25 protein-coding genes and 1 tRNA gene are annotated in these 22,704 nt (G+C 63.0%); 19 read left to right on the top strand and 7 right to left on the bottom strand.

Annotation, left to right across the window (positions count from 1 at the left end; all coding sequences use genetic code 11):
- Window positions 1-3: 3 nt before the first annotated feature.
- Entirely contained in the window at window positions 4-360 is a 357-nt protein-coding gene (locus tag B8784_RS03370; RefSeq protein ID WP_084396215.1) for a VOC family protein, read from the bottom strand.
- A 167-nt stretch (window positions 361-527) separates the two neighbouring features.
- Here B8784_RS03370 and B8784_RS03365 point away from each other — a divergent pair, with 167 nt between their 5' ends.
- Window positions 528-1,241, top strand: coding sequence for a helix-turn-helix transcriptional regulator (locus tag B8784_RS03365; protein WP_084396214.1), 714 nt, complete (start codon window positions 528-530; stop codon window positions 1,239-1,241).
- A gap of 21 nt (window positions 1,242-1,262) precedes the next feature.
- Here the strand turns inward: B8784_RS03365 and B8784_RS03360 are convergent, their stop codons facing one another.
- The gene (locus tag B8784_RS03360) at window positions 1,263-1,703 is read right to left on the bottom strand and encodes a hypothetical protein (protein WP_084396213.1); all 441 of its coding nucleotides are present in this window, start codon (window positions 1,701-1,703) and stop codon (window positions 1,263-1,265) included.
- A gap of 273 nt (window positions 1,704-1,976) precedes the next feature.
- On the opposite strand from B8784_RS03360, the gene B8784_RS03355 reads away from it, so the two are divergent.
- From B8784_RS03355 to B8784_RS03340, 4 genes are all read left to right on the top strand, one after another.
- Window positions 1,977-2,975, top strand: a complete 999-nt coding sequence (locus B8784_RS03355) for an NAD(P)H-dependent flavin oxidoreductase (RefSeq protein ID WP_084396212.1) — start codon at window positions 1,977-1,979, stop codon at window positions 2,973-2,975.
- 106 nt (window positions 2,976-3,081) lie between these two features.
- The gene (locus B8784_RS03350; RefSeq protein ID WP_158085556.1) at window positions 3,082-3,666 is read left to right on the top strand and encodes a Yip1 family protein; all 585 of its coding nucleotides are present in this window, start codon (window positions 3,082-3,084) and stop codon (window positions 3,664-3,666) included.
- 125 nt (window positions 3,667-3,791) lie between these two features.
- On the top strand, window positions 3,792-4,223 hold the full coding sequence (locus B8784_RS03345; protein WP_084396210.1) for a D-Ala-D-Ala carboxypeptidase family metallohydrolase: 432 nt from the start codon (window positions 3,792-3,794) through the stop codon (window positions 4,221-4,223).
- Complete coding sequence (locus B8784_RS03340) at window positions 4,211-4,681, top strand: hypothetical protein (RefSeq protein ID WP_084396209.1); 471 nt, start codon at window positions 4,211-4,213, stop codon at window positions 4,679-4,681. The genes B8784_RS03345 and B8784_RS03340 overlap by 13 nt, the downstream gene beginning before the upstream one ends.
- Before the next feature lie 85 nt (window positions 4,682-4,766).
- Here B8784_RS03340 and B8784_RS03335 read toward each other — a convergent pair whose 3' ends face one another.
- Together B8784_RS03335 and B8784_RS03330 are read right to left on the bottom strand one after the other, a co-directional pair.
- The gene (locus tag B8784_RS03335; RefSeq protein ID WP_084396208.1) at window positions 4,767-7,796 is read right to left on the bottom strand and encodes a TonB-dependent receptor domain-containing protein; all 3,030 of its coding nucleotides are present in this window, start codon (window positions 7,794-7,796) and stop codon (window positions 4,767-4,769) included.
- A gap of 361 nt (window positions 7,797-8,157) precedes the next feature.
- Window positions 8,158-8,232 (bottom strand) — tRNA-Thr (locus tag B8784_RS03330).
- A gap of 77 nt (window positions 8,233-8,309) precedes the next feature.
- Here B8784_RS03330 and B8784_RS21740 point away from each other — a divergent pair.
- The 7 genes from B8784_RS21740 to B8784_RS03300 all read left to right on the top strand — a co-directional run bounded on the left by B8784_RS21740 (window position 8,310) and on the right by B8784_RS03300 (window position 13,079).
- On the top strand, window positions 8,310-8,456 hold the full coding sequence (locus B8784_RS21740; RefSeq protein ID WP_169712602.1) for a hypothetical protein: 147 nt from the start codon (window positions 8,310-8,312) through the stop codon (window positions 8,454-8,456).
- 81 nt (window positions 8,457-8,537) lie between these two features.
- A complete protein-coding gene (murA, locus tag B8784_RS03325) occupies window positions 8,538-9,818 on the top strand; it encodes a UDP-N-acetylglucosamine 1-carboxyvinyltransferase (protein WP_084396207.1) in 1,281 nt (426 codons plus the stop codon).
- An 8-nt stretch (window positions 9,819-9,826) separates the two neighbouring features.
- Window positions 9,827-10,285: a DUF2948 family protein gene (locus B8784_RS03320; RefSeq protein ID WP_084396206.1), complete on the top strand. Its 459-nt coding sequence runs from the start codon at window positions 9,827-9,829 to the stop codon at window positions 10,283-10,285.
- Window positions 10,286-11,593 carry a histidinol dehydrogenase gene (hisD, locus tag B8784_RS03315; RefSeq protein ID WP_084396205.1) on the top strand — a complete coding sequence of 436 codons (1,308 nt, stop codon included), beginning with the start codon at window positions 10,286-10,288 and terminating at the stop codon, window positions 11,591-11,593.
- Window positions 11,586-12,074, top strand: a complete 489-nt coding sequence (locus B8784_RS03310) for a UPF0262 family protein (RefSeq protein ID WP_084396221.1) — start codon at window positions 11,586-11,588, stop codon at window positions 12,072-12,074. The genes hisD and B8784_RS03310 overlap by 8 nt, the downstream gene beginning before the upstream one ends.
- 170 nt (window positions 12,075-12,244) lie before the next feature.
- Window positions 12,245-12,463 (top strand): translation initiation factor IF-1, encoded by a 219-nt coding sequence (infA, locus tag B8784_RS03305; RefSeq protein ID WP_084394245.1) that lies wholly within the window; start codon window positions 12,245-12,247, stop codon window positions 12,461-12,463.
- Window position 12,464: 1 nt separating this feature from the next.
- On the top strand, window positions 12,465-13,079 hold the full coding sequence (locus B8784_RS03300; RefSeq protein ID WP_084396204.1) for a Maf family protein: 615 nt from the start codon (window positions 12,465-12,467) through the stop codon (window positions 13,077-13,079).
- On the opposite strand, the gene B8784_RS03295 is transcribed toward B8784_RS03300, so the two are convergent.
- The gene (locus B8784_RS03295) at window positions 13,046-13,867 is read right to left on the bottom strand and encodes a fimbrial biogenesis chaperone (protein ID WP_143435267.1); all 822 of its coding nucleotides are present in this window, start codon (window positions 13,865-13,867) and stop codon (window positions 13,046-13,048) included. The genes B8784_RS03300 and B8784_RS03295 overlap by 34 nt on opposite strands.
- Before the next feature lie 137 nt (window positions 13,868-14,004).
- On the opposite strand from B8784_RS03295, the gene B8784_RS03290 reads away from it, so the two are divergent.
- From B8784_RS03290 to B8784_RS03270, 5 genes are all read left to right on the top strand, one after another.
- Window positions 14,005-14,730 (top strand): fused DSP-PTPase phosphatase/NAD kinase-like protein, encoded by a 726-nt coding sequence (locus tag B8784_RS03290; protein ID WP_084396202.1) that lies wholly within the window; start codon window positions 14,005-14,007, stop codon window positions 14,728-14,730.
- A gap of 74 nt (window positions 14,731-14,804) precedes the next feature.
- Complete coding sequence (locus tag B8784_RS03285; RefSeq protein ID WP_143435266.1) at window positions 14,805-15,113, top strand: hypothetical protein; 309 nt, start codon at window positions 14,805-14,807, stop codon at window positions 15,111-15,113.
- A 78-nt stretch (window positions 15,114-15,191) separates the two neighbouring features.
- On the top strand, window positions 15,192-15,467 hold the full coding sequence (locus tag B8784_RS03280; protein ID WP_084396200.1) for a hypothetical protein: 276 nt from the start codon (window positions 15,192-15,194) through the stop codon (window positions 15,465-15,467).
- 114 nt (window positions 15,468-15,581) lie between these two features.
- Window positions 15,582-16,463 carry a hypothetical protein gene (locus tag B8784_RS03275; RefSeq protein WP_084396199.1) on the top strand — a complete coding sequence of 294 codons (882 nt, stop codon included), beginning with the start codon at window positions 15,582-15,584 and terminating at the stop codon, window positions 16,461-16,463.
- A gap of 34 nt (window positions 16,464-16,497) precedes the next feature.
- On the top strand, window positions 16,498-17,466 hold the full coding sequence (locus tag B8784_RS03270; RefSeq protein ID WP_084396198.1) for a hypothetical protein: 969 nt from the start codon (window positions 16,498-16,500) through the stop codon (window positions 17,464-17,466).
- A gap of 42 nt (window positions 17,467-17,508) precedes the next feature.
- On the opposite strand, the gene uvrA is transcribed toward B8784_RS03270, so the two are convergent.
- Both uvrA and B8784_RS03260 read right to left on the bottom strand, forming a co-directional pair.
- Complete coding sequence (uvrA, locus tag B8784_RS03265) at window positions 17,509-20,436, bottom strand: excinuclease ABC subunit UvrA (protein ID WP_084396197.1); 2,928 nt, start codon at window positions 20,434-20,436, stop codon at window positions 17,509-17,511.
- A 144-nt stretch (window positions 20,437-20,580) separates the two neighbouring features.
- Entirely contained in the window at window positions 20,581-21,657 is a 1,077-nt protein-coding gene (locus B8784_RS03260; RefSeq protein ID WP_158085555.1) for a phosphatase PAP2 family protein, read from the bottom strand.
- Window positions 21,658-21,873: 216 nt separating this feature from the next.
- On the opposite strand from B8784_RS03260, the gene ssb reads away from it, so the two are divergent.
- Together ssb and B8784_RS03250 are read left to right on the top strand one after the other, a co-directional pair.
- Complete coding sequence (gene ssb / locus B8784_RS03255) at window positions 21,874-22,365, top strand: single-stranded DNA-binding protein (RefSeq protein ID WP_084396195.1); 492 nt, start codon at window positions 21,874-21,876, stop codon at window positions 22,363-22,365.
- An 11-nt stretch (window positions 22,366-22,376) separates the two neighbouring features.
- Window positions 22,377-22,704: nuclear transport factor 2 family protein (locus tag B8784_RS03250; RefSeq protein ID WP_143435265.1), on the top strand; the 328-nt coding region annotated here is incomplete at its 3' end.

Here is a 22,704-nt window from a genome sequence, read left to right as displayed (position 1 = left end):
GCTTCAGGTCTCGCAGACATTCACCCAGTTGCCGGAAATGTCGCGGAAATCGAAATAGCGCATCCGCCCCGAAATCTCGATGGCGGTGACTTCGCGGCCATCCTCGGTCAGCTGCTCGTGCAGGGCGTTGGCATTGTCGGTCGCGAAGTTGAAGGCGTAATGCGCCTCGCGGTCGATCTCTTCGGTCGGGTAGAGCGTGATCGCCGTTTCGCCCCGGTCCTCTTCCTCGAAGCGCAGGCCGATATAGCCGTCCGATTCGAAGACCTTCGTCATGCCGAAGAGGCGGGCATACCAGCGCGCCGCCTGCCGGGTGTCAGGGGCGGGCACAAAGATCGTATCGATGCGTCTGACGAGGGGCATGACAGTCTCCTTTGATCAGGCAGCGGCCTAGCAGCTGGCGGGGGCCGGGAAAACAGGGCGAGCTGTACAAGGCTGACTTTCCGCAGACGGGTGCCTGCCATTGCCGCAACCAGAAGTCGGATTAACTCCGGAAGGAATGATAATGGAGGAAACAGGGAGGCGGCGCGATGGACCTGCTGGCCTATCTCGAAGACGTATCAGACTGCAGAACGAAGGAGGAGCTGGACCAGGTTCTGGTCGACACGGCCAGGACGATCGGCGTCATGGCCGTGTCCGGGTACGACTTCCCCTACCGCAGTGACGAAACGACAGGGCGCGTGCCGATCATATCGACGTGGCCGGCCTCTGTCCGGTCGGTGTATCGCGAGCGGATGGCCGGCGACGATCCGATCATGAATGCCGCGATGATGCTCGGCATGCCCGTGCACTTCCTGTCGCTCGAGGCCAAGATCGACCTGAACGAGAATGGCAAAGCCGTGATCGGGGCGATGCGGGCGGCCGGGTTCCGGGACGGGGTGGTCACACCGGTCTTCGTCCGGCCGGCCTGTCTGGCTTATTTCGTCGCCGCTTTCGAGGAAGAGCGCCCGGACCTCCGACCGCCGGACCTGCGCCGGATCAAATTCCTGTTTTCGGAATATTTCTTCCGGTATCGCGAACTCACCGACATGCGCGTCAGCGAGCTCTCGAAGCGCGAGCGCGAAGTGCTGGTCGCCATCGTGAACGACAAGTCCAATCCCCAGATCGCGCAGATGCTCGGCGTGTCGGAACACACCGTTGGCACCTATGTCCGTCGCTGTTTCGAGAAGCTCGACGTTCACAGCCGCACCCAGGCGGTGGTGCGCTTCCTCGGCGCCGGCGCGATGGGCCTGCCTTCGGCCTGATTTTCCGCGTCGCGAAGGCGTCTAGTCGGCCACCGTTTCGGGCGCGCCTGCGCCTTTCTCGAAGGTCACGTCCTTGACCACCACATTTTCGAAACCGTCGCGATAGCGCTCGATCGTGGTCGCCCGGTGCGCCTTGGCGGCGTCTTCTGTCTCGAAGCATTGCGACGAGCTGCCTTGCAGACCGACGCCATGCTGCTCTTCGATGACATAGTAGAACAGGCTGCCGAGGGAGGAGCGGTTCTCGGCGCTGTCGAGAATCACATTGGAGAGAAACAGCATGAAAGCGGGGTCCTCACCCGGTTCATGATGGCAGAGATCGGCCTTGTCCTCGCTTTCGGCCGGCTGCTGCTGGCACTGGCTGAAAACGAACACATAGCCGTCTTCTTCGGTGCATTGAGCGCTGGCACTGCCGGCAAAAGCGGCTGCGGCAATGGTGGCGGTGATGAGTGGAATACGTTTCATGATCAGTCTCCCCCTTATACTGAATGTGGCCGGAGGGGAGCGTATCGGGCCGGCCGGTTCAACCCCTCGCTCGGCCTGTGGACGCCTCTCGTCGCGGAAAGACCTCGCTTGCCACCATGCCGCCGGGGGCTGCCGCTACCGCCTGTCGAGGGCCGCGCGGAGCCCTGCATCGGGAACAGGACAACTGTGTGTTTCCCAACGTCATGTCTTGTCGCCGCCTTGCGGGCAGTTACCTAGACAGGACGAGGAAACATCATCCAGAGGGAAACAAAGATGGCCCTGCCGCCCGTGCTCCAGAACCTGCGCCTGCCCGTCATCGGCTCGCCGCTCTTCATCATTTCCAATCCGGACCTCGTCATTGCCCAGTGCAAGGCCGGCATTGTCGGCTCGTTCCCGTCGCTGAACGCCCGCCCGCTTTCGCAGCTGGATGAGTGGCTCGACCGGATCACCTCCGAGCTCGACGCCCACAACAAGGCCAATCCGGACAAGCCGGCCGCACCGTTTGCCGTCAACCAGATCGTCCACAAGACGAACAACCGGCTGGAGCAGGACCTTGAGCTCTGCGTGAAGTACAAGGTGCCGCTCGTCATCACATCGCTCGGTGCGCGCCAGGAGGTGAATGACGCCGTCCACTCCTATGGCGGTATCGTCATGCACGACATCATCAATGTCGTCTTCGCCCACAAGGCGCTGGAGAAGGGCGCCCACGGCCTGATCGCGGTCTGCGCCGGGGCCGGCGGTCATGCCGGCACGCTGTCGCCGTTCGCGCTGATCCAGGAGATCCGCCAGTTCTTCGACGGGCCGCTGGCGCTGTCGGGCTCCATTGCCAATGGCGGCGCGATTGCCGCGGCCCAGGCCATGGGCGCCGACCTTGCCTATATCGGCTCGGCCTTCATCGCCTGCGACGAGGCCAATGCGGTCGACGGCTACAAGGACATGATCGTCGAGTCCAAGGCTGGCGACATCGTCTATTCCAACCTCTTCACCGGCGTGCACGGCAACTATCTTGCCCCCTCCATCGCCCAGGCCGGGCTCGATCCGAACGAGCTTCCGGAAAGCGACCCGAGCAAGATGAATTTCGGCTCGGGCGGCAATCAGAAGTCCAAGGCCTGGAAGGACATCTGGGGCTGCGGGCAGGGCATCGGCGCCATCGAGAAGCGCATGTCGACGGCAGAGTATGTCGACCAGCTGGCGCGCGAGTATGAAGAGGCCGTCGCCGCGCTCGGCGCCCACAAAGCCTTCAGCCCCGCCAAACAGCCGGTCACATTCTAGTGTAGGTCCCTGCCGCCAAAGCGTTTTTCTTGCAAATGGGCCTGAAATCCGCTTGGGTGCGCGCCTCTGGAGAGAGGCAAGGCCCGCTTGCGGGCAGAGGGACATCATGGCCACGCTGTTCGAGCGCGCGACCCGTCTGATCACCGAACCGGGATCGACGTGGACCATCATCCGCGATGAGCCGGCCGACCGGCAGGCCCTGCTGATGGGCTATGTCGTGCCGCTTGCGGCCATCCCGCCCATTGCGAGCGTGCTCGGCCACCTGCTCATGGTCATGCCGGGCATGCGCCATACCGGTTTCGGGGCCGTCTTCACCGGCGCCTTTGTGAGTTTCATCCTCTCCATTGCCGGCGTCTTCGTCTTTGCTTTCATCCTCAATGCGCTCGCGACGACGTTCGGGGCACGGCGCAACTTTGACCGCGCCTTCAAGGTGGCGGCCTACACGCCGACAGCGACCTGGCTGGCGGGCATTTTCAACCTCATCCCGATCCTCAGCATCTTCTCGCTGCTCGGGCTTTATTCGCTCTACCTGCTCTTTGTCGGTAATCCGAAGCTGATGGAGCCGGCGCCCGAAAAAGCGACCGCCTATACAGTGACCGCGCTTGTCGCCGCGCTGATCTTCGCCTTCATCATCGGCACCATCCAGACGGCGATCATGTTCGGCCCGGGCGGGCCGATGATGCCGCGCTAGACGGGAGCGCGCCCGAACTTTCCCTGTGTACGCTCGCTCATGAAGCTGGTGCGCCGGACCTTGCCCTGAAAAACATCCGACCGACCGGCCCGCGGCCCCATTATGGCGGCGTCGAAGGAGGCCGCATGCTCTACAGGACGACCGACCGGGCGCGTACGGCGCTCTCAGGCCATTGGCGCTGGCCCCATTTCAGCATCGGGGAGCTCGCCTGCCATTGCGGCGGACGCTTCTGCGGTGGCGAGTACTGGCACGACCCGGCCTTTCTCGATGCGCTGGAAGCTCTGCGCACCGAGATGGGCGGGCGCGCGCTCGTGCTCCATTCCGGGCACCGCTGTGCGGGGTGGAATGCTGCGGTCGGCGGCGCGCCACGCTCGCAGCACAAGCAGATCGCGGCCGATATCCGGATTGCCGGGCATGACCGCTTCCGCCTTCTGGCGGGCGCCGAGCAGACGGGCTTTACCGGGCTCGGCCTGGCGAAAAGCTTCCTCCATGTCGACAGGCGGGCGCGGCCGGCGCGCTGGTATTATCCGGGGAGTGAAACCCTATGGAAGAGATGACAGGGCTGGCCGCCAGCGCGGCAGGCGGCGGTCTGTTTGGCCTGATCGGCACCGCGCTGGGGCGCCTGGCCGGCTTTTTCGAGACGCGCCAGGAGCAGCATCATGAGCGTGAGCGCTGGGCGCATGAGACGACGCTGATCGAGCTGCAGCAGGCGGCGCAGACGGCAGAGACCGAAGGCGAACTGGCGCTGGCGGAGACGGCCGGCCACTGGGCCGGGCTGAGCGCCTCGATCGAGGCCGAGGCCACTATCGGGGCAAGCTATAAATGGGTGAATGCCGTGCGCGCGCTCACCCGGCCTGTGCTGACGCTGGTGCTCTGGCTGATCGCCGCCGGCATCTGGCTCGGCGCCAGCGAGGCCGCGCGCGCCTCGATCACCGAAACCGCCACCTTCGCCGCCACCGCGGCCACCCTCTGGTGGTTCGGCGACCGCGCCCCACGCCGGGAAGGCTTGCGCTAGGTCCAAACGAAAAAAGGCGGGCCCGAGAGCCCGCCTTTCCTGAGATGTCTCATCCGGTGTCTGGTGACCCGGAGCAGGGAGAGCGTTAGAAATTTGCGCTCGCCCCGATATAGGCAAACCGGCCAAGCGGCGAAACAGGCGTATCCAGGCTACCGCGATCAGGCTCCTGATTGGTGAAGTTATTCACGCCGCCATAGATCGAGTAGTTCTCGGTCAGCTGGTAGCGAGCCTGAATGTCATGCGTGAAGCGTTCGGAATAGTTATAGTATTTCGGGTTCACGATGTCCGGATCGTTTTCGATGTTCTGGGGCGCGAAACGCTCCGTCTCGTCGAAGTAAGAGAAGCCGTAATTGAGCGACAGTTTCTTGTAGTTCCAGGTGATGTCGAACACGGCTTGCCATTCCGGCGCACCGGGCAAGCCGTCCTGCTCATCCGGATCGGCATCAGCCAACTCAATGAAGACCAGCTCTTCAAGCTTGGTACCGACCAAGGAAATGTTGAAATTACCAAGGTCTGCTGAAGTCCAGCCCAGCTCCTGCGGGTCGAGACGGTAACGCACCGAGAAGTCGTAACCGCTTGTCTTGTAAGACGCCACATTGACCGCAAACTGCTGGAAGTAAGACAGTGTGCCATCAGTCGGATCACGCTGAATGAGGCCACAGAACTGGTTCGGACGAGGCAGGTCATAGCACTTGTCGACAATCGTCTGGGCTTCAAAGAACTGAATCGCGTCTTCGAGTTCGATGTCATAATAATCGAGCGACAGCGTCAGGCCTTCCAGGAAAGTAGGCTGAACAACGATACCATAGGTATCGGTATTGGCTGTTTCCACATCGAGGTCCGGGTTACCGCCAACACGGCCTTCAGTTGCAGACGAGACATTGGGGTTAAACCCTGTGTCGTTCGGATTAAATCCGAGATCGGCCGTACAGTTCTCAAGGCGAAGCGCTTCAACCTCGGCAGAATCCGGATCTTCGAGGTTGACGATGGTACAGGGATCGCTGAGGATTTCGAAGGTCTGGGTCTGTGGCAGGAAGAGCTCACTGATGTTCGGCGAGCGAACGGCTTCCGCCGTCGTAGCGCGGAACATGAGCCACTCGGTCGGACGCCAAAGGCCGCCGATCTTCCAGGTCTCCGACTGGCCGGAGGTTGAGTAGTCGGAAAGGCGGAAAGCACCATCGAGTGTCAGCTCCTTGACGAAAGGCATGTCTGCGAGAAGCGGCAGATCAACCTCGCCAAAGAATTCCGTAACATCGTAGGCACCGGTCGTGTTGGAGCCTTGTCCGGCCCATGTCAGGTCTTCGCCGACAGCGGCCGACGTCAACTCGATCTGGGATGCTTTCGAAGCGCTTGTTTCCTTGCGGTATTCAAAGCCGACGGCCGCGCCGACCGGGCCACCCGGCAGTTCGAAATAGCCTTTGGAGTTGCCCGAGACATAGCCGTTAAGCACTGTCTGGGTAATCCGCGAGGTCTGCTTCGTGTCCTGGTTGATCCAGTTGCGGGCTTCCGGGGAGATGTCCTCGCCGAAGATGTCGGCAGGCACGCAGCCGGAGTTCGCGCCCGGATTGAAGGTCGTCCCCCACGTGGCCGGATTCTGGTCCGCCGGGATTGCCGTCGGGTCAAGATCACTGCGGCAAACGATGTCACCAGTCGCTGGATCCTCGACGGCATCGATTGCGGCATACCAGCGTTCGCTGATACGATCGTTCTTGTAGATGTTCTCGGTCTCGGTGATGCCGCGGACCAGTGAAACCTCATAGTCGAAATTGTCGTTGATGGGCCCCTCGAACCCGATCACCCCGCGATAGGTCTCACGCGTGATGTCGCGGCCAGTATTGCCGAGGTCGAAGTTGTCGCGGCCGACATAGACAGCCCCGAGGCCGTTTGGCCCCAGTGCATCTGCACGTGCCGCTTCGGGAATGTAGGGGTTGTCGATCGGGACTGTCAGGAAATAGTCGAAGGTCGGTTGCGCCACGAATTCCGTCTGCGCATTCACATATTTGAATTCCCCGAACATGTTGTGGCCCGGCGCGATTTCCCAGTTCGCCGTGGTGTTGAAATTGTAGCGGTCGATGCCGGGCAGAAGCTGGTCGACAAAGCCGTCAAGCAGCGAGCCGTCGCCGCCAATCGCCGTGAAGCCGCCGGCATAGACGCCATCTGTCCACGGATCGCCATTGCCAGTGAAGTCGACACCGGCCAGCGAGTCGGCGAAATCGCCATCTGTATAAATGGAGCCATAGGGCGAGGTATCGATGTAGGTAACGCCGCGCGCAAAGATGTTGTCCAGGATGTCCGGATCGTCATTGGCCGGATTGAAAGTCCCCGGGTCGTCCGGGTTCGACAGCAGGATCTCGCGGTTGCCGAACTTCGCATAGTCGCGGTCGTCGCGATCGACGGGTTTCGTCGTCGAGTATTCGAAGGCTGCCGTAAGGTTCAGCCGGTCATTGAAGAAGTTCTTGCCAGCCAGGACGGAGATGAAGCCATCTTCGCCACCGCCTTCGGTCGGCTGGCCGAACTGCGCGCGTGCGTCCAAGCCTTCGAAGTCGTCCTTGAGTACGAAGTTCACGACGCCCGATACACCATCGGCACCGTAAATGGCCGATGCACCGCCGGTCAGAACCTCGACATTCTCGATCAGGCCGATCGGGATGGTGTTGACGTCGACGGAGCTGGAGCCCGGGTCGCTGGCGACGTGGCGGCGTCCGTTGACCAGAACAAGCGTGCGCTGTTCACCAAGGTTGCGCAGGTTGAGCAGGTTGAGGCCAGCCGCGCTGCTGCCACCTGTTTCGGCGGAGTCTTCACTGTCGAAGGAGTTGGTTAGAGCAGGCAGGTCCTGCAGGAAATTCGTGAGGTTCGTCGTCCCCGAATATTCAATCGACTCTTCATTGACCGAGGTAACCGGATTGGAGAACTGGTAGTCCGGCTGGCGGATGCGGGACCCGGTAACCGTAACGGTTTGTTGAACCGCCTCTTCCTCATCCTGTTGTGCGTCATTTGTTTCTATGATCGCATCTTCATCTTCCTGAGCGACGGCGGGGCCGACCCAGATTGCACCGGCGACACCAGCGATCAGCGTGGTGGCGAGCAGCCTCTTTTTCCAGATATCTTGGGTCAATTCTGACCTCCTTCATAACTATTCGCTCGAGAAGGCAGCCTTCCCGAGAAAATATACCCTGACAATTTTGAGACTGATCGACGCCCGAGCAGCCCTGCGCATTACGCTATGCGGCGCTTGAAAAGGGCGTCAACGGCAACGTAACGAAAATGTCATTTTCGGGCTGCCGGATCGTCAAGAGTGTGTCGATTAGGACACATTCCCCCTATCAAAGGGAGGGTAGCAATTTTGTTGTGTTCTTGTGGCCGTATGGGGCAAATTGTTTCTGAAAATTTGCTTTTCTTACAGGGCGGCAATACGTCTATGCCCAAGAAGGGTTTGTCTCTGTAGTTGAAAGGGGAGGGAAACCAGAAGGAAACGCTGGTGCCGCGGGGGAGGATTGAACTCCCGACCTCATCATTACCAATGATGCGCTCTACCACTGAGCTACCGCGGCATTGAAAGCGGGTGAGGGAGGCCCTTAGCTTATGCGGCGAATGATGAAAAGACCGTTTCGGAAGGTTCACTGAACAAATGACTGCCAAAGACAGCTCCGACGACCGCGACGCCCGCCTCAAGGCGGCCCTGCGCGACAATCTCAAGCGCCGCAAGCAGGCCGCCCGCAAGGCCCGTGAGGACGGGCCGGACGACAAGCCTGAGAAGCCCGATCGCGGCGACTGATAAACCCTGTCTTCAGTGATTGGGCAAAACCGCCGCATTCCTGCCTTTCCCGTGACGAGAACAGCACTATAAGGGCTCGCCATGGACAGACTGAAGATCACTGGCGGCAAACCGCTTTCCGGCACGATCCCGATTTCGGGGGCGAAGAATTCCGCGCTGAAGCTCATGGCGGCGGCGCTGCTGACGCCCGAGCCGGTCACCTTCACCAACATGCCGCGGCTCGCCGATACGCGATTCCTGTCGCAGCTTCTGCAGACGCTGGGTGTCGAGGTCTACTGGCCGAAGGGTGATTCGGAATGCCGGCTGAACGCCGCCGAGCTCACCTCCACCATCGCGCCCTATGAACAGGTGCGGAAGATGCGCGCGAGCTTCAATGTGCTCGGGCCGCTGCTGGCGCGCTATGGCCATGCCACGGTCTCGCTGCCGGGCGGCTGTGCGATCGGGGCGCGCCCGGTCGACCTGCACCTGAAAGCCTTTGAGGCGATGGGCGCCGATCTCGTGGTCGAGGAAGGTTATGTGAAGGCGGCGGCCATTCGCGGGCTGAAGGGCGCGCAGATCAACTTCCCCTTCGTCTCCGTCGGTGCGACCGAGCATGCCATGCTGGCCGCCGTCCTCGCCGAGGGCGAGACGGTGCTGGAAAACGCCGCGCGCGAGCCGGAGATTGCCGACCTGGCCGACTGCCTCAACGCCATGGGCGCGAAGGTTTCGGGCGGCGGCACGGCGACGGTGACCATCCAGGGCGTCGAGACGCTGCACGGCACGACCCACCCGGTCATGCCCGACCGGATCGAGGCGGGCACCTATGCCATGGCGGTCGCCGCCGCTGGCGGCGATGTCACGCTGACCAATGCGCCGGTCGCCGCGCTGAGTGCGCTCACCGGGGCGCTGCGCGATGCCGGGGTGACGGTCGAGACCGACAAGGCCGCCGGCACGATCCGCATTGCGCGCAATGGCCGCCGGCTCCAGGCCGTCAGTGTCGATACCGCGCCGCATCCGGGGTTCCCGACCGACCTGCAGGCGCAGTTCATGGCGCTGATGACGCTGGCCGAGGGCACCTCTGTCATCCGCGAGAACATCTTCGAGAACCGTTTCATGCACGCGCCCGAGCTGTCGCGGCTGGGCGCCAACATTGCCGTGCGCGGTCATGAGGCAATCGTGAAGGGCGTCGAGACGCTGAAAGGCGCACCCGTGATGGCGACCGACTTGCGCGCCTCGGTATCCCTTGTCATTGCCGGTTTGGCCGCCCAAGGTGAGACCGAAGTGAACCGGATCTATCATCTTGATCGCGGGTTCGAGAAACTGGAAGAGAAGCTGAGCGGTGTCGGCGCGGATATCCGTCGCGTCGGTGGTGAAGAGGAATAGGGGCAGGCATGGCAGAGTTCAGGCCACTCCGGCTGATTGCCGAGGATGCAGACGACCTGACCGTGATTTCGGCCAGCGTGCAGGATGCTGTGACCAAGGCCGAGAACTTCCGGTATGAAGCGCGCAAGCACCGCTTTTCCATCGAGCTTAACCGCTTCCGCTGGGAAGAGGCCGTCGGCGCGAAAAAGGCCGAGCCGAAAGCCCGTGTGCGCTCGCTCCTGGCTTTCGACGGCGTGCTGAACGTGAAGGCGCTCGGCATTTCCAGGGCCGACCCGGAAATGGTCTATTCGCTGCTCAACATCACCTTCGAGCCGGCTAGCGAGCCGCCGGGCGGCACGGTAACGCTGCTGTTTGCCGGCGATGGCGAACTCGCGCTTGAGGTCGAGGCGCTGGACGTGACCCTGCTCGACAGTGACTATGAGTGGACGACGCGGCGCACCCCCAGCCACGAACGGAGGTCACGCTAGATGGCCCGTTGGATCGATGCAGGCGAGAGCGGCTTCAAGGCCACCTTCGACGCCTTCCTGAACGAGCCGCGCGGCGAGGTCGAGGACGTCGCCACGACCGTGCGCGAGGTCATTGCCGACGTGCGCAAGCATGGCGGCGAGGCTGTGGCGCGCTACACCGCGAAATTCGACCGGCTGACGCTCGACCCGGTGACGCTGCAGTCCGACAATGTCGACCTGCCGGCGCTTGCGGCTGGATGTTCGGCGGACCTGCGCGAGGCGATCGATTTCGCCGCCGAGCGGATCGCAGCCTATCACGAGAAACAGCGCCCGGTGGACAATATCTTCAAGGACCCGGACGGCGTCGAGCTTGGCTGGAAATGGTCGGCGCTCGACAGTGTCGGCGTCTATGTGCCGGGCGGGCTCGCTTCCTATCCAAGCTCGGTGCTGATGAACACGATCCCGGCCAAGATTGCCGGGGTGGACCGGGTGGTGATGACGGCGCCCGCGCCGGGCGGCCAGATGTCGCCGGCGGTGGCCTATGCCGCGCTCAAGGCGGGTGTGGATGAATTCTATCCTGTGGGGGGCGCACAGGCGGTGGCCGCGCTCGCTTTTGGGGCCGGGCACCTGATCCGTGTGGACAAGATTGTCGGGCCGGGAAACGCCTATGTCGCCGAGGCCAAGCGCCAGGTCTTCGGCACCGTCGGAATCGACACGATCGCCGGCCCGTCGGAGATTCTGGTGATCGCCGACGCCTCCTGCGAGCCGGACTGGATCGCCGCCGACCTGCTCAGCCAGGCCGAGCACGACACCTCGTCGCAGTCCATCCTGATTACGGTGGACAAGGCTGTGGGAAAGGCTGTGGAAGAGGCTGTGGAAAAGCAGTTGAAAACTTTGTCCACAGAGGCTCGTGCCCGTCAGGCCTGGGAAAACCATGGCGCGATCATTTTCGCCACCTCGCTTGACCAGGCCGCCGACATCGCCAATGAGATTGCCGCCGAACACCTGGAGCTCGCCATTGAGGATCCGGACATGCTGCTGCCGCAGATCCGGCATGCCGGTGCGGTCTTCCTCGGCCACCACACCCCGGAAGCGCTGGGTGACTATGTCACTGGCTCGAACCACGTCCTGCCGACCAGCCGGGCGGCCCGCTTCAGCTCGGGGCTCGGCCTCTACGACTTCATGAAGCGGATGAGCATCCAGCGCGCGGGGCCCGATGGCTTCAACGTGCTCGCGCCGGCCGCGCTGCGCCTGGCCGAGGCCGAAGGGCTGCCGGCCCATGCGCGGTCTGTGTCCATCCGGACGAACCGTGGCGAAGGTCATGGCTGACAACCGTCTCATCGCCGTGGAGATCGACGAGGAGACCCTCTCCTCGAACGGGCCGGATGCCGAGCATGAGCGCCGTGTGGCGATCTTCGACCTGATCGAGGAAAACAGCTTCGGCGTGATCGACCATGAGGGCGGGCCCTATGTGCTGCATCTCTCCATGGTCGAGCGCAAGCTGGTCTTCGATATCCGGCTGGAGGACGGCACAAAGGTGCATGCTTTCATCCTCTCGGTTTCGCCTTTCAGGGGAATTATCCGAGACTATTTCATGATATGCGAGAGTTATTATTCCGCGATCAAGACGCAGACGCCGCACCAGATCGAGGCGATCGACATGGCCCGGCGCGGCATTCACAATGAGGGCTCGACGCTGCTGGCCGAGCGGCTGGAAGGAAAGATCGAGGTCGACTTCGACACTGCCCGTCGGCTCTTCACCCTGATCTGCGCCCTGCATGCCGGCCAGGCGCGCGGGCCGTCCAGCTGAGGCGAAAATGTCATCTCGCGCGTGAGCGATTTGCGGTGTCGGGCGTTTCTTCCCGGCAGGGTGGAATGCATCCCGGCGCGCAAAGCGCTTGCGCTGGGAGGTGACGAAAGTTACGAACCGCCCCATATTATTAACGCGGAGCCGATTCCGCGGCTGAAACAGGAGTGCCAATGGCAAAAGAAGAACTGATCGAGTTCAACGGAACGATTATGGAACTGCTTCCGAATGCGACGTTCCGTGTGAAGCTCGAAAACGATCATGAAATCATCGGCTACACGGCCGGCAAGATGCGCAAGAACCGCATCCGGATTCTGACGGGCGACAAGGTGCTCGTCGAAATGACGCCCTATGACCTGACCAAGGGCCGGATCACCTACCGTTTCAAGTAAGATGCCCGAGCCGCGCGCGCCCTTGGTGCTGGCGAGCGCGTCACCGCGGCGCCTTGATCTGCTGGCCCAGGCCGGTATCCGGCCGGACGCTGTCCGCCCCGCCGATATCGACGAAACCCCCGACAAGCAGGAAAGTCCGCGCGCTCTGGCCGAGCGGCTGGCGCGCGAGAAAGCCCGCGCCGTCCATGCGCCCGGCCAGTTCACGCTTGCCGGCGACACGGTTGTGGCGCTGGGCCGGCGGATGCTGCCCAAGGCAAGCGATGCCGAGGACGTGCGCGAGTGCCTCGGCCTCCTGTCGGGCCGGGCCCATCAGGTGTTGAGCGGTCTCGCCGCTATCGGCCCCGACGGGCGCGAAGTGGCCCGTGTCGTCGTTTCCCGTGTCGTCTTCAAGCGGCTCACCCCGGCCGAGATCGAGGCCTATGCCACTGAGGGCGATGGCGTCGGCAAGGCGGGCGGCTATGCCATCCAGGGCGGGGCCGCGCCGTTCGTCAAAAGGATCAATGGCTCCTACACCGCCATTGTCGGCCTGCCGCTCTATGAAGCGGTCAGCCTGCTCACTGGGCTCGGTTATGAGGCAGGCGCTTACTCGTCCGGCAAGCCCAGCGGGGCGGAATAACTGTCTACCACCGCCTCGCCCTGCGGGGCCTGAGGCGCATGAATGTTCGTGAAATGCGTGCTGACCCGTGCCCGCCCGGGCAGTGTTTCGGGCAGGGGCACGGTGAACTCGCGCTCCCGCCCGTTCAGCACGACGAGGTTGGAGACCGGGATGCGGACCGTTTCGCCGCGCCCCTCGATGACAAGGTCGCCCTCGAGCCGGGCATGGGCATTGCCCGCATTCTCGACAAGCATTGTCAGTTGGTAGGGGCCGTCCTGTGTCTGCGAGACGCGCAGGTCGCGCACGTCTGGCGCGCTGACGGCGCCCGGCGGGGTGAGATAGAAGAGGCTTGCCACTCGGATGCGCCGTTTCAGGCCTTCCGCGCCGGGGCGGCTGTCGGGCACGATGGCCGAGGCGAGCAGGGCGGTGCGCCGGCCTTCCGGCGCGTCCAGCTTGGCGGGCACAATGACATCGACAAGGATATCCCGCGCCTCTCCGGGGGCAAGCGTGACATAGGCCGGGCTGAAGCGGACCCAGTCATCCGCCGACGCCGCGCTGAGGCCGGGGGCCTCCAGCTCGACCTGGCCATCGCGCGCGAGCGTCCAGTCGGCCATGCCCAGCGTCAGCGAGACCTCCCGGGCGTCGTCGGGATTGGTCAGCGTCAGGATATGGCGCTGGCGCTCGCCGGGTTTCGCGAAGATCTCGATCGAGCCTGGCTGCAGGTCCGGATCGGCCATGGCTGGCGGGGCAGCGAAGGCCGTCACGGCCAGCGAGAGCAGGCCGGCTTGCAGGGCGGGCAGAAGGCGCATCAACATGGCATCCATCGAAGATGTGTCGAATTCATCCGGTTTCCTACACGCCGTCTCCTTACTATGGCGTTTAAGGAAGAGCGGGTGCAGCAGGCACATGCTTGGCAGCGGTCACAGCTTGGGATAGGCGGCACGAGATGAGCGATACGCCCGATACGCCGAAGAAGAAAAAGAAGCGCAAGAAGAAGCGCGCTCCGCACGTCGCCGCCGACCTGTCGACTTATAGCGGGCGCCAGCGCGCCGAACGCGAGCTCGTGCTCGGCGATCACGGCTTCCTGCGCGAGAGCTTCCAGAACCTGCACCGGATCAGCCCGGAGATGTGGCGCTCCAACCAGCCCAATCCGCGCCAGGTTGCCGAACATGCCGCCGAACGTGGCGTGCAGACCATCATCAATCTGCGCGGGCAGAGCACCAAGGGCTATTACCTGCTGGAGAAGGAAGCCTGCGAGGCGGTCGGTATCACGCTGGTCGATTTCCAGGTCTTCTCGCGCGATACGCCGACGGTGGAGACGATCTTTGCCGCGCGCGACCTCTTCGAGGAGATCGCCTATCCGGCGCTGATGCACTGCAAGTCCGGCGCGGACCGGGCCGGGCTGATGAGCGTGCTCTACATGATTTTCCGGCGCGGCCTGCCGGTGACCAGGGCGATCGAGCAGCTCTCCGGGCGCTACCTGCATGTGAAATCCGGCAAGACCGGCATGCTGGACGCCTTCTTCCAGGCCTATCTCGACGATACCGCCGGGACGGGAAAGTCTTTCCTCGACTGGGTGCAGGAAGACTATGACCGGATGGCCGTCAAAAACGCCTTCCTGACGCGTAACCGCAAGAGATTTCAGTGGGACCGCCTCCTGCGCCGTGAATAGGGTGTTTTTTGCTGGTCAGCCCGTGAAAATCATGAAAATCTCCCCCGGCAACTGACACACGAGGGGAATTGCGTATGAAGAAGACTGCTTTTGGGCTGCTTGGCCTGATGACGCTGGCCGCCTGCGGCGGTGGCGGGAGCGACCGGGCGGCCATTGTGGACGCCTGCATGAACGACAATGCGAACGACAAGAAGACCTGCGAGTGCATGGCGGATGCCGCCGAAAAGAATCTCGACAAGGGCCTTTATTCCAAGCTCGCCAAGGCCGCGCGCGAAGGCGAGGAAAGCGCGAACGAAATCATGGGCGACCTGACGCCGGAGCAGCAGGGCCAGTTCATGTCCTTCGCCATGCAGGCCGCCATGACCTGCGGAATGAGCGAATAACGCGACGCTGAAGACAGACGCTTTCACACGGGATATGCTGGGGGCCGAGCCGACTGGTTCGCAGTGAAAGGGGACGACATGAAGTTTTTCATTATCAACAGCTTCCGCACGATGGTTTACGTGGCCTATTTCGCCATCCTCATTGCGGGGATCGGCATGGGTATCTACCAGCAGGGGGCGTTTGCCGCCGATGTTCTCGGGATGGAAGGGCCGGTGGCCCGCGTGATCGAGATCGTGCTGGGAACCGTTGTGGGCTGGATCGCGGCCAGCCTGGTCTGCGGCCTGATTGTGACGCTGCTCGACATTCGCGACGACATCAATGACCGCCTGCCGGACGCACGCCGCGACGACTGAGGTAGCGACGACACAAGGCGTTTGACGAAGACCGGGGCCGGACATCATGTCTGGCCCCTTTTTTGGTGCGAGAGCCCCTCGCCAAGGCGCGAGCGAGACGCTACCGCTTGGGCGATGACCGATCCGTCCCTGAGACCTGCTTCACTCGCGCGCGAGGCCGTGGCCACCGCGCGCACACTGGCTGTTGGAACCTTGCCGGGCCTGGCGCTCTTCGCGCTGGCGGCGGCCGGCTGGGCCTGGTTCAACCATCAGAGCGTCAATGCCGGCGCTTTCGGCTCGCTGGGCGAGCAGGGGCTCTGGCTGTTTGTCGGCCTGATGACGATCTTCGTCGGCTGTTTCTGGTCGGCCGACATGTACCGCAAGGCCCTGCCGGAAGCCGGCGAACGCAACCTGTTCGGCGATGCCGGGCGGCTCTTCCTTGCCAACCTTGCCGTCTATGGGCTTTATTTTCTTCTGTTTTTCTTCCTGACGCTGTTCTTCTCCCTGCTCGTCGGCATCCTGCTCGGCACCGCAGGTTACGACCCGTCGCAGCAAGCCAGCCCGGAAAGCGTGAGCCAGTCGATGCAGGCGCTCTCGGAGTCGGGCGGGGCGGTGCTGCTATACCTCCTGATGCTCGTCGCCATGGCCGGCCTCGTCTGGCTGGGTCTCAGGCTCTTCCTGTTCGGGGTGGCCACCGTGGCCGAGCGCCGGGTGACGATCTTCCGCAGCTGGTCCTGGACTTCGCGCCATGTCTCGCGCCTGGCGTTGGTCTGGGTCTTCCTGCAGCTGGTGCCGTGGCTCGTCGCGATGCTGCTCGTCATGGCGGCCGCGCATGCCGCAGGGCTGACCGGCTCCGCGCAAGCGGCCGGGGCGACACCGGCCCTGCCGGTCGCGGCGCTGACGGGGCTCACCGTGCTCCTGCTCGCGCCCTTCTTCTGGCTCGGCCATGGTCTGGCCGTAGTGCTCTACAAGCGGCTTGCGCCCAACCGCGTTGACGCCGAGACGACATTCGGCTGAGCTGGCCACAAGCCTTGGGGGGAGGGGACGCGCCATGGCGCAGAGATTTTCATCCGGCAATGCACTGCTGCATTTTGCCCGCACCGACGGCCCGCGCGGCTTTGTCTGGAAATACCTTCTGACCTATGCCGCCTTCGCCATCCTGCTGATGGGCGTCGGCTATGCGCTGTTCCAGCCGGTCTTCAATCTCGTCTTCCGGGCCATCCTGTCTGCCGCGCAGGGCGCAAGCGAACGCGAAGTCGAGGCGATCTTCACCCGCCGGCTGACCGAGCTTATCGGCTGGATCGTGCTCGCCAACATCGTCATGCTGTTTCTCGGAGCGCTGTTCTGGGCGGTGTTCGAGGCGGCTGTGCAGCGGCGCTATGTGCGCGAGGAGGGTTTCAGCGTGCGCCTGGGCGGCGACGAACTCCGCCTGCTGCTGGTCGGGCTGATCTGGTTTGCCTTCAGCGTCGCCGCCTACATTCTCAGCCTTGTCGTGATTGCTTCGGGCACGGGCGTCCTGGTGATGGCGCTCGACAATCCCCGCGGCGGCGGTTTCGCCATCCTGGGGGCCATGCTGATGGTCGCTCTCGTCTGGGTGTGGATCGTCGTGCGGCTGGCACCGGCCTCGGCCATGACGATCCGCGACCGCAAGGTCACTTTCTTCGGGGCCTGGGGTGCGACCAAGGGCCGGTTCTGGCAGCTGGTCTGGGCCTATGTGGGCCTCGCTCTCATGATCGTGCTGATGCTGTTTCTGGCCAATATGGTTTTCGGCACAGCCATCGTCGCGAGTTTCATGGCGAATATCGAGCGGCTCACCAGCGCTGCGGACTCCGGTAATCCGCTGACCCTGCTCTCGGCCCTGTTACAGTTCGACATCCTCGCGCCGGTCCTCACCGCCTGGCTCGGCTGGCTGATGCTGCAGGGCCTGATCCAGTATATGTGGGCCGGCCCCGCCGCCCTGGCCGCCAAGACAGACCCCCGCGGCGGCGGCATCGCGCAAGCGCCGGACGTGTTTGCTTAATAAGGGCGTACCGGCCTGATGTTTTTATAGCTGTCGGTTCCGTTACTCCGCCGCCTGCTTCTGCTTCGCGCTCTTGCGTTTGATCTTGTTCCGGGCGGCACGTCTCTCATCGTGGCGACGGAAGGTTTCGGCGAGGAAGCGGCCGGTCCAGCTTTCGGTGTCGGCGGCGACCTCTTCCGGCGTGCCGGTGGCCACGATCCGTCCGCCGCCATCGCCGCCTTCCGGGCCGATATCGATGATATGGTCGGCGGTCTTGATGACGTCGAGATTGTGCTCGATCACGATGACGGTGTTGCCGGCATCGACCAGCTCGTGCAGCACTTCGAGGAGCTTGCGCACATCGTCGAAATGCAGCCCGGTCGTCGGCTCGTCCAGGATGTAGAGCGTCTTGCCGGTGGCGCGTTTCGAAAGCTCCTTGGCGAGCTTCACGCGCTGGGCCTCGCCGCCCGACAGCGTCGTGGCCTGCTGGCCGACCTTGATGTAGGAGAGGCCCACCCGGTTCAGCGTCTCCATCTTGGTCTGGATGGACGGTACGGCGGAGAAGAATTTCTCGGCTTCCTCCACCGTCATGTCGAGCACGTCGGCGATGGACTTGCCCTTGTAGAGCACTTCCAGCGTCTCGCGGTTGTAGCGCTTGCCGTCGCAGGTCTCGCAGGTGACGTAGACATCCGGCAGGAAGTGCATCTCGATCTTGATGACGCCGTCGCCCTGGCAGGCCTCGCAGCGCCCGCCCTTCACATTGAAGGAGAAGCGGCCCGGCTTGTAGCCGCGCGCCTTGGCTTCGGGCAGGCCGGCGAACCAGTCGCGGATCGGCCCGAAGGCGCCGGTATAGGTCGCCGGGTTGGAGCGCGGCGTGCGTCCGATGGGCGACTGGTCGATGTCGATCACCTTGTCGAGATGCTGCAGCCCCTCGATGCCCTCATAGGGGGCCGGGGCTTCGGATGCGCCGTTCAGCTTGCGCGCGAGCGCCTTGTACAGCGTCTCGATGATCAGCGTCGACTTGCCGCCGCCGGAGACGCCGGTAATCGCGGTGAAGGTGCCGAGCGGCACGGTGGCATCGACATTCTTGAGATTGTTGCCGCTGGCGCCCTTGATGGTCAGCGAGCGGGATTTCTTCAGCGGCCGGCGCTTGGCCGGAATGGAGATCTCTTCCTTGCCCGAGAGGAAGGCGCCGGTCAGGCTGTTCTCGTCGGCAACGATCTCGTCGGGGGTCCCCTGCGAGACGATGTGGCCGCCATGGATGCCGGCGCGCGGGCCCATATCGATGACATGGTCGGCGGTCAGGATCGCATCCTCGTCATGCTCGACCACTAGCACCGAATTGCCGAGGTCGCGCAGCCGCTTCAGCGTTTCCAGCAGGCGTTCATTGTCGCGCTGGTGCAGGCCGATGGAGGGCTCGTCCAGCACATAGAGCACGCCCTGCAGGCCGGAGCCGATCTGGCTCGCCAGCCGGATACGCTGGCTTTCCCCGCCCGAGAGCGTGCCCGAGGCGCGCGACAGCGACAGGTATTCGAGGCCAACCGCATTCAGGAAGATCAGCCGGTCATTGATCTCCTTCAGGATGCGTGTGCCGATTTCCTTCTGCTGCTCCGTCAGCGTTTCGGCGACCGTGCCGAACCACTCGCCGGCCTCCTTGATGGAGAATTCCGAGGCGTCGGCAATGTCGTGATTGTCGATCTTCACCGCCAGCGCTTCGGGCTTCAGGCGCTTGCCATTACAGGCCGGGCAGGGCGCGGCCGACTGGAACTTGGCGATCTCGTCGCGTGCCCACTGGCTGTCGGTTTCGCGATAGCGCCGGTTGAGGTTGGGGATGACGCCCTCGAAGGTCTTCTTTACCTCATAGCGGCGCAGGCCATCGTCATAGATGAACTGGATCTCTTCATCCCCGGTGCCGAACAGGATCACGTCGCGGACCTTTTGCGCGAGCTTGTTCCAGGGCTTGTCGAGGTCGAAATCATAGTGATCGGCGAGCGCCTGAAGCGTCTGTGTCTGGTAGGGCGAGGCGGCCCGCGCCCAGGGCGCGATGGCGCCCTTCGAGAGCGCCAGATCCTTGTCGGGCACGACGAGGCCGGGATCGACTTTCAGCTGTTCGCCGAGCCCGTCACAGGTCGGGCAGGCGCCGAACGGATTGTTGAATGAGAAGAGCCGCGGCTCGATCTCCGGGATGGTGAAGCCGGAAACGGGGCAGGCGAAATTGGCGGAATAGGTTATCCGTTTGGCTTCGGTCTCGCCCTCTTCGAGGTCGGCATATTCCAGCACGGCAATGCCATTGGCGAGGCCGAGCGCGGTCTCGAAGCTTTCCGCCAGGCGCTGCTCCATGCCTTCGCGGATGACGATGCGGTCCACGACGACGTCGATGTCGTGCTTGTACTTCTTGTCCAGCGTCGGGGGGCTTTCCAGGTCGTGGAACTCGCCATCGACCTTCACGCGCTGGAAGCCGTTCTTCAGGAGCTCGGCGAACTCCTTCCTGTATTCGCCCTTGCGCCCCCGGATCATCGGGGCCAGCAGGTAGAGGCGCGTGCGTTCCGGCAGGTCCATCGTCCGGTCGACCATTTCCGACACGGTCTGGCTCTGGATCGGCAGGCCGGTAGCCGGCGAATAGGGGATGCCGACACGCGCCCACAAGAGGCGCATATAGTCATAGATCTCGGTGACCGTGCCGACGGTCGAGCGCGGATTCTTCGAGGTCGTCTTCTGCTCGATGGAGATGGCGGGCGACAGGCCCTCGATGCTCTCCACATCCGGCTTCTGCATCAGCTCGAGGAATTGCCGCGCATAGGCCGACAGGCTCTCGACATAGCGCCGCTGGCCCTCGGCATAGATGGTGTCGAAGGCGAGCGAGGATTTGCCCGAGCCCGACAGCCCGGTCATCACGACCAGCTTGTCGCGCGGGATATCGACATCGACATTCTTCAGATTGTGTTCTTTCGCACCGCGAACGCGGATCATGCGAAGGTCGGGAGCAGTCATCGGCAGGAGCCTCTGGGAAGCATTCGGATTGGTTCAATCCTTATGTGTGCCCGGAGTCCAGAAAGACGACAAGAACAAAATCAGAACATCAGTAGGGATGTGAAATAGTTTGGCAGCTGTAGCGCGTCCGGCACGCCGTCTGGCTCACGCTTCGGCCGTGACTTTCCGGCTCGCCCAGCCGGCCAGCTGCCAGCATCCGTATCCGACCGCCACGTCCAGAATACCATCGACGACATAGTGCCAGGCCAGCAGGAAAGAGCCGAAAAAGATGCTGACGGCAAACAGCCCGACCAGCACCTTCATCATCAGCGAACGGGTGAACATGAGCAGGAAAAGCGTCGTTACGGCACAATGCAGGCTCGGCATGGCGGAAATGCCCAACTGGCCGACACCCGGCAGCGAATAATCTGCCCAGAGCAGGGTCTGGTAGTTCGTGGCGTTGAGCCGCCCGGCATCCGCAAGCAGCTCCAGCTGGGGCGCATAGGGGTTCACGCCCTCGACGATATGCCCGTAATAGACAGGGCCGACGGATGACAGCATCAGTGCCAGGATGGTGCCGCCGATAATCTGCGTGAAGATCAGGGCATAGATGTAGCGCACCCGCCGCTCCAGTGGTTCGGACCGGGTGATGAAGCAGTAGACGAAACTGCACTGGAACAGCGCGACCCAGAGCGAATAGTTGAAGTCGATGACGTTGATCAGGCCCGGAATGTCATAGACCCAGGTGAAATACTCCCATGCCTGGCGCCCGCCGAACATGGCCGCATCCATGCTGGCGAAGAGCTGGTCCAGACCGAAGGGATGGACTTCCGGAATGCGGGCCTTGAACAGCGCGTAGGCATAGATGAAGACGGCAAAGGTGAAGATGCCGATAGCGAACATGACTGGGACCGCCGGCAGGCGGGGCGCCAGTCGCCGCAAATGGGTCTCGAGGCTGAACGCCTTTCCGCCCTCGGCGGCCTTCAGCAGCAGCTGGATCGCCGCGGTGCTCAGAAAGAACAGGGCCATGAACTGGATGAACCGGAAGGCACCGACGAATTTTTCCCCGGCACTGAGCGGGCCGTCCGACACGACGGTGCCGACAAAATGCTTGTAGACAAACGCCGCGACGAAATAGGCGATCACCAGTGGAAGTGTGAGTTTCAGGAAGCGAAAGTCGTCGGCAAATGCAGCAAGTCTGGCGGGGCGCAGCTGCGCAGTTTCCTGTGTTGCGAGCGCCATGTCCCATCCCTCAGTGACCCGAGGCCTAGAACAAAAATAGAACATAGGCCTTGTGCTTGGCCCCTTCTTGCAGATAAATCTGAAAATCTCGTAAGCGCGGGAAAATATTGCGGACAGCGCCGCTCACAGGAATCTCTGCTGAGCTAGCGACATGGACGCCCGCCCGCGTTACAAGCGAGCCGAATCGTGACGAACAGAAGGTCTGGAGGTGAAGACATGGCAGGCTCGGTGAACAAGGTCATCCTGGTGGGCAATCTGGGGGCGGACCCGGAAGTGAAGCAGTTCCAGAATGGCGGGCAGGTCTGCAATCTGCGCGTCGCGACCTCTGAAAACTGGAAGGACCGCAATACCGGCGAGCGCCGCGAGAAGACCGAATGGCACAACGTGTCCATCTATAGCGAGGGGCTTGTCCGCGTCGCGCAGCAATACCTCAAGAAGGGCTCCAAGGTTTATCTCGAAGGCCAGCTGGAAACCCGCAAGTGGCAGGACCAGAACGGCCAGGACCGCTACACGACCGAGGTCGTCCTGCGCGGCTTCGGCTCCAACCTCACCATGCTGGACAGCGCCGGCGGCGGTGGTGGTGGCGGCGGTGGCCGCTCCATGGGCGGCGGCGGCAATTATGGCGGCGGCGGCTCCGGCGGCCCGCGCCAGCTCGACGGCCCACCGCAAGACTTCAACCAGGATTTCGACGACGAGATCCCGTTCTAGGACAGGCCGCCATGAGCGACCCGATCGACCTCGTCAGGGCGTTCAATGACGACATCAACCGGCAGGACCTTGAGCGCCTGTCGCGGCGTGTGAGTGACGGCCATGTCTTCATCGACATGGCCGACAATCACGTCACTGGCCGCGAGGCCTGCCTGCGGGCCTGGGCGGGCTTCTTCGAGGCCTTTCCGGACTATCGCAATCATTTCGAGACCCTGACCGAGCGCGGCGGGACGGTCTGCGCCGAAGGTCATGCGACCTGTTCGGATAAGCGCCTGGCCGCCGCTGATGTTTCTGGCGCAGGACCGCGAGATCGCCGAGACCGCCTATGCCGGCGACGTG

It is taken from the genome of Henriciella aquimarina (assembly GCF_002088975.1).
In the GTDB taxonomy this organism is placed as follows: domain Bacteria; phylum Pseudomonadota; class Alphaproteobacteria; order Caulobacterales; family Hyphomonadaceae; genus Henriciella; species Henriciella aquimarina.
This window is presented reverse-complemented; position numbering and strand designations above follow the sequence as displayed.